The organism is Bordetella sputigena, assembly GCF_965137885.1.
GTDB classification, from domain to species: domain Bacteria; phylum Pseudomonadota; class Gammaproteobacteria; order Burkholderiales; family Burkholderiaceae_B; genus Bordetella_C; species Bordetella_C sputigena.
Genome location: NZ_CBCSCA010000008.1, coordinates 302,978 through 309,072, shown reverse-complemented (window position 1 = coordinate 309,072; position 6,095 = coordinate 302,978). Strand labels below are relative to the sequence as shown.

Annotated in this window: 4 protein-coding genes; all 4 read left to right on the top strand. The window is 65.7% G+C overall.

Going from position 1 to position 6,095, the window contains the following annotated elements:
• The first annotated feature begins 375 nt into the window (after positions 1–375).
• The 4 genes from ACNA0R_RS17550 to ACNA0R_RS17535 are packed head-to-tail and all read left to right on the top strand — an operon-like array spanning position 376 to position 6,082.
• Positions 376–3,300 carry a molybdopterin oxidoreductase family protein gene (locus ACNA0R_RS17550; RefSeq protein WP_415827324.1) on the top strand — a complete coding sequence of 975 codons (2,925 nt, stop codon included), beginning with the start codon at positions 376–378 and terminating at the stop codon, positions 3,298–3,300.
• 13 nt (positions 3,301–3,313) lie between these two features.
• Entirely contained in the window at positions 3,314–4,081 is a 768-nt protein-coding gene (locus ACNA0R_RS17545) for a 4Fe-4S dicluster domain-containing protein (RefSeq protein ID WP_415827323.1), read from the top strand.
• A 45-nt stretch (positions 4,082–4,126) separates the two neighbouring features.
• A complete protein-coding gene (locus tag ACNA0R_RS17540) occupies positions 4,127–5,068 on the top strand; it encodes a dimethyl sulfoxide reductase anchor subunit family protein (RefSeq protein ID WP_415827322.1) in 942 nt (313 codons plus the stop codon).
• 45 nt (positions 5,069–5,113) lie between these two features.
• Positions 5,114–6,082, top strand: a complete 969-nt coding sequence (locus ACNA0R_RS17535; protein WP_415827321.1) for an NADP-dependent oxidoreductase — start codon at positions 5,114–5,116, stop codon at positions 6,080–6,082.
• Positions 6,083–6,095 lie beyond the last annotated feature (13 nt).

Here is a 6,095-nt window from a genome sequence, read left to right as displayed (position 1 = left end):
GATCCAGCTGCTGATGGTGGCGATGGTCATGCTGATGCCGGCCATGGTGATGCACTACAAGGGCGACCAGTCGCAGGTCGATCCGTCGTCGGTGAAGATAGACGTGCAGGGCGGCTACGGCGAGGGCGCCTACGGCGGCGGTTCCAACGACCCCGGCGCGCTCTTTAAATAGAGCGAAGTCGTAAAGCACGCACGGGCGCGCAGTCGACCAAGGGTTTTCCCTTGGGTTGGCTGCCCGCTTCATTACTTTATCGGATTTGCTTATAACCAGAATACGAAATCACAATTTTTGTTCCACCGGTCAGCTTCGTATCATCGGTCCCCAAAAGGCGTCCTGCCGGGACGCCGTCCGACAGGGAAGGAGCCCGCCCCCCAATGGAACACGGACATCGCACGCAGCGCGAGAATCTCGAAGTCAAGAACACCACCTGTTATATGTGCGCCTGCCGCTGCGGCATCCGCGTGCATTTGCGTGACGGCGAGGTGCGCTATATCGATGGGAATCCGGAACACCCCCTGAACCAGGGCGTGATCTGCGCCAAGGGCTCGTCCGGCATCATGAAGCAGTACTCGCCGGCACGCCTGACGCAGCCGCTGCGGCGCAAGCCCGGCGCGGAACGCGGCACGGCGCAGTTCGAGCCGATTTCCTGGGAAGAGGCCCTGTCGCAGCTGGAGACGCGGCTCGCCCACCTGCGGGCCACCGATCCGCGCCAATTCGCGCTGTTCACCGGCCGCGACCAGATGCAGGCCTTGACCGGTCTGTTCGCCAAGCAGTTCGGCACCCCTAATTACGCGGCGCACGGCGGCTTCTGTTCGGCCAATATGGCGGCCGGCATGATCTATACGATAGGCGGGTCGTTCTGGGAGTTCGGCGGTCCGGACCTGGATCGCGCCCGGCTATTCCTGATGATAGGCACCGCAGAGGATCACCATTCCAATCCGCTGAAGATCGCCATCTCCAAGTTCAAGCGCGCCGGCGGCCGCTTCATCGCCATCAACCCGGTGCGCACCGGCTACGCCGCGGTCGCCGACGAATGGATACCCATCCGCCCCGGCACCGATGGCGCGCTGTTCATGGCCCTGATCCATGAATTGATCGAACAGGATGCCTACGACCACGAATTCGTCTCGCGCTATACCAATGCCGGCGAACTGATCGACTTGCGCGAGGACAGCGACACCTTCGGCCTGTTCGTGCAGGATCCGTCCAGCCCCGAGGTCAACGCCCTGTTCCCGCAGAACCGCATGTGGTGGGACAAGCACGCCAACCGCGCCGTCGTGAACCACGCACCGGGCGTGGAGCCGGCGCTGGATGGCCGGTACACGCTGGATGACGGCACACCCGTGACCCCGTCCTTCACGCGCCTGCGCGAACGCGTGGCCTCCTGTACGCCCGAATGGGCAGCCGGCATCACCGGCATCGCGGCCGAGACGATCCGCCGTCTGGCCGGCGAGCTGATCCAGGTATCGCGCGAACAGAAGATAGCGCTGCCGATACGCTGGACCGACGCCTGGGGCGTGGAGCATGAATCGGTGCGAGGCGCGCCGATCGCCTTTCACGCCATGCGCGGGCTGGCGGCGCATTCCAACGGCTTCCAGAGCATCCGCGCGCTGTCCATCCTGATGTCGCTGCTGGGCACCATAGACACCCCGGGCGGCTTCCGTCACAAGGCGCCATACCCGCGCGCCGTGCCGCCGTCGGCCAAGCCGCCCAACAAGGCCAGCGATGTGCAGCCCAATACGCCGCTGCCCAACGGCCCGCTGGGCTGGCCCGCCGCGCCGGAAGACCTGTTCATCGACGAGCAGGGCGGACCCGTGCGCATCGACAAGGCGTTCTCCTGGGAGTACCCGCTGGCCGTGCACGGCATGATGCACAGCGTCATCACGAACGCCTGGCGCGGCGATCCTTATCCCATCGACACGCTGCTGATTTTCATGGCCAATATGGCGTGGAATTCGTCGATGAATACCGTCGAAACGCGCCGCATGCTGACCGACAGGCGCGAAGACGGCGAATACAAGATTCCCTTCCTGGTGGTCTGCGACGCGTTCCAGTCGGAGATGACGGCCTTCGCCGACCTGATCCTGCCGGACACCACCTATCTGGAACGGCACGACGCCATGTCCATGCTGGACCGGCCCATTTCCGAGTTCGACGGCCCGGTGGACTCCGTTCGTATCCCCGTAGTCCCGCCTACCGGCGAATGCCGGCCCTTCCAGGACGTATTGGTCGAACTGGCCGGCCGCCTGAAGTTTCCCGCCTTCACCCGCCCCGACGGCGGCCGCAAGTTCAGCGGCTACAAGGACTTTGTCGTCAACTTCCAGACCGGTCCGGACACGGGCGTGGGCTTCCTGATCGGCTGGCGCGGCAAGGACGGCGACAAGGCCCTGGTGGGCGAGCCCAATCCGCGCCAATGGGAACAGTACGCCGAGAACAATTGCCACTACCACTACGTCCTGCCCGAGGACATGCAGTACATGCGCAACTGCAATGGCCCGTACCTGAAGTGGTCGGTCGAGAACGGCATGCGCAAGTTCGGCACGCCCATCGTGATCCAGCTGTACTCGGACGTCATGCAGAAATTCCGCCTGGCCGCGCAGGGCAAAACGCAAGGACGCCAGCCGCCCGACCATCTGCGCGCCCGCGTCGAGCGCTATTTCGACCCGGTGCCGTTCTGGTACGAGCCGATCGAACGCGAAGTCACCGACACCCAGGCGTTCCCGCTGGCCGCCGTGACGCAGCGCCCCATGGCCATGTATCACTCCTGGGATTCGCAGAATGCCTGGCTGCGGCAGATCCATGGCGAGAACTACCTGATGGTGAACCCGCGCACCGCCGGCGCGCAGGGTATTGAAGACGGCGCCTGGATCTACGTCGAATCCCCCTGGGGCAAGGTCCGCTGCATGGCGCGCTACAGCGAAGCCGTGGAGCCGGGCACGGTGTGGACCTGGAACGCCATCGGCAAGGCCGCCGGCGCCTGGAACCTGGGGCCGGAGGCCAACGAGTCGCGCCGCGGCTTCCTGCTGAACCACCTGATCACCGACGAACTGCCGGCCGGCAGGGATGGCGTGCCGGGCCGGGTATCGAATTCCGATCCCATCACCGGGCAGGCAGGCTGGTACGACCTGCGCGTACGCATCTATCCGGCGGAGGCCGATGCCGACTTCACGCTGCCGCAGTTTGCGCCCATGAAGCCCTTGCCCGGTTCCACGAACGTCGTTACGCGCGTGGTCCAGACCTACTTTGCCGGCAAGGGCGAATTCCTGGCCCGCCTGCGCTGCGCCGCCTCGAACAAATAAGCAAGGAAGCGACATGACCCAGATGGCCTTGGTGATCGACCTGAATGTCTGCGTGGGCTGCCATGCCTGCGTCACCAGCTGCAAGGAATGGAATACCTCGGGCGAGGCGGGCAGCCTGGCCGATGAACGAGCCTACGACGCCGATCCCAGCGGCAATTTCTTCAACCGGGTGCAGACCTACGAAGCCGGGGAGTTTCCGCTGACGGATACGATCCACTTTCCCAAGTCCTGTCTGCATTGCGAAGACCCGCCCTGTGTGCCGGTGTGCCCGACCGGGGCCAGCTACAAGCGCGAGGCCGACGGCCTGGTGCTGGTCGACTACGACAAATGCATAGGCTGCAATTACTGCGCATGGGCCTGTCCCTACGGCGCGCGCGAACTCGATCCGCAGCGCAAGGAAATGACCAAGTGCACGCTGTGTTCGGATCGCATCGACAACCAGGCGCTGCCCGAACGGGACCGCAAGCCGGCCTGCGTGCTGGCCTGTCCGACCTCGGCGCGCCTCTTCGGCGATATCCACGACCCCGATTCCGAGGTGTCGCAGGCGATCCGCGAACGGGGCGGCTATCAGCTGATGCCCGAATGGGGTACACAGCCGGCCAATCATTACCTGCCGCGCCGCAAGACCGAGGCGGCCACCGGCGGCGGGCAGGGCTGCGGCTCGGGCACCTGCGGCTGCGGTTCGACAGAGGCGCCGGCCAATCCGCGCGCGGCGGCGGACATTCATGCGCAACTCGAGCGCGGGCAACTGGACCTTGCCGCCGTTGCCTCGTCACGCTGATATCGATAACCGGCATAGCGGCAAGCTCAACAACAAGGAGTATTCATGCGGCCACCATTTTCGGTCGTTTTTCTGACGACGCTGTGCGGCGCCGCGCAGGGCCTGCTGATCGCCCTGGTGGCGATGGAGCTGGCCGCGGCGGCCGGCGCGCTGGCCATGCCGCCACAGGCCTTCTTCGTCGCCGGCGCGGCGATCTCTTGTGTACTGGGAGCGCTGGGGCTGGTGGCGTCGTTCTTCCACCTGGGGCATCCGGAGCGCGCCTGGCGGGCCATCGCCATGTGGCGGACGTCCTGGCTGTCGCGCGAATGCCTGGCCGTGCCGGCTTTCCTGCTGCTGACCTTCCTGTACGGCCTGGCCCACGCGCTGGCGCTGCCCTATACCTTGGTTTTCGGTCTCGTGGCCGTCTGCGCGGCGGCGGTGCTGTTCGTGTGCACCGCCATGATCTATGCCTGCCTGCGCTTCCTGCAGGAATGGGCCAGCCCGTTTACCCTGGTCAACTTCGTGCTGCTGGGCTGCGCGTCGGGCTTCACGCTCGCCACGCTGATCGCCGCGGCCTGCGCCGCTCCGCTGGTCCTGGTGCTGGGGCCCTGCGCCTGCATCCTGATCGCGGCCGGCTGCATGTCGCGCATGGCGTCGCTGGCGCGCAATGCCCGCCTGCACCCCAAGTCGACCTTGCAGAGCGCCACGGGCATCCGGTCGGACAAACTGGTGCAGAAGTCGCAGGGTTTCACCTCCAGCTCCTTCAATATGCGCGAGTTTTTCCACGGCAAAAGCCCGGCCATGCTGGCGACGGTCAAGGCCGGGTTCCTGATGGGCGCCTTCGTCATCCCGTTCATCCTGGTCATGTTCGGCTCGGCCGCGGCGGCCTCCGTCGCTGTATTGGCCGCCGCCTTTATCATTCAGTACCTGGGCCTGCTGGCCGAACGGTGGTACTTCTTCGCCGAGGCCCGGCACCCGCAGAACCTGTATTACCAGCGCGCGGCATAGCGTTTGCGGCTGGGGTCGGTTTCGCACCGCCGTCAGGAGACCGTCATGAGCCGCATGCAAGCCTATCGTATCCATCGCTTCGGCGGACCGGAGGTCCTGCAGGAAGAGTGGGTCGACGTACCGGAGCCCGGTCAAGGCGAGGGGCTGATACGCGTCCTGGCGGCCAGCCTGAATCCCGTTGACTTCAAGACGCGGGAAGGCAGGTATCCCCTGGTGCGCGCCGACCGCCTGCCTTACATCCTGGGTCGCGATTGCGCCGGTGTGCTGGAGGAAACGCGCCAGCGCGTGCCCGGGATCGAGCCCGGCGACGCGGTATATGCCTTCCTGGGACAAGGGCAGGGCGCCTATGCGCAATACGCGACGGCACCGCTGGAAGGCATCGCCCGCAAACCGCTGTCACTGGATTTCGCCACCGCGGCGGCCGTGCCGCTGGCCGGCCTGACGGCATGGCAGGGCATCTTCGACCACGGTGGACTCAAGGGCGGCCAACGCCTGCTCATCCATGGCGCGGCCGGTGGCGTCGGGCACTTTGCCCTGCAGTTCGCCAAGGCCAAGGGCGCCGAAGTCCTCGTCACGGCTTCGGCGGACAGCGCCGGCTTCCTGGACTCCCTGGGCGCGGACAAGGTCATCGACTACAAAACGCAGGACTTCGAGAAAGCGGTCGGGGACATCGACGTGGTGTTCGACCTGATCGGCGGCGAGACCCAGGAACGTTCCTGGAACGTGCTGAAGGAAGGCGGCGCGCTGATCTCCACGCTGAATGAGCCTTCACAGGAACGCGCCAGGCAGAAAAACGCCCGCGCCGCGCGCTACACCGCCCGTCCCGACGGCCGCCAGCTGGCGCAGATCGCCGACCTGATCGACCGCGAAAAGGTGCGCGTGCACGTCAGCGGTGTATTCGACTTCTCGCAACTGGAGCGGGCGCAACGCCAATTGCAGCAAGGCCACAACCGCGGCAAGCTGGTCGTGACCCTGGCGCCGCGGCCGGATGGCGGCGAGGACACGCAAAGGTGACGATAGGCGGCCA

What these genes read in the sequence shown, in the direction of transcription:
- ACNA0R_RS17550 (WP_415827324.1), top strand. Translation starts at nt 376, where the DNA reads ATGGAACACGGACATCGCACGCAGCGCGAGAATCTCGAAGTCAAGAAC.
- ACNA0R_RS17545 (WP_415827323.1), top strand. Translation starts at nt 3,314, where the DNA reads ATGACCCAGATGGCCTTGGTGATCGACCTGAATGTCTGCGTGGGCTGC.
- ACNA0R_RS17540 (WP_415827322.1), top strand. Translation starts at nt 4,127, where the DNA reads ATGCGGCCACCATTTTCGGTCGTTTTTCTGACGACGCTGTGCGGCGCC.
- ACNA0R_RS17535 (WP_415827321.1), top strand. Translation starts at nt 5,114, where the DNA reads ATGAGCCGCATGCAAGCCTATCGTATCCATCGCTTCGGCGGACCGGAG.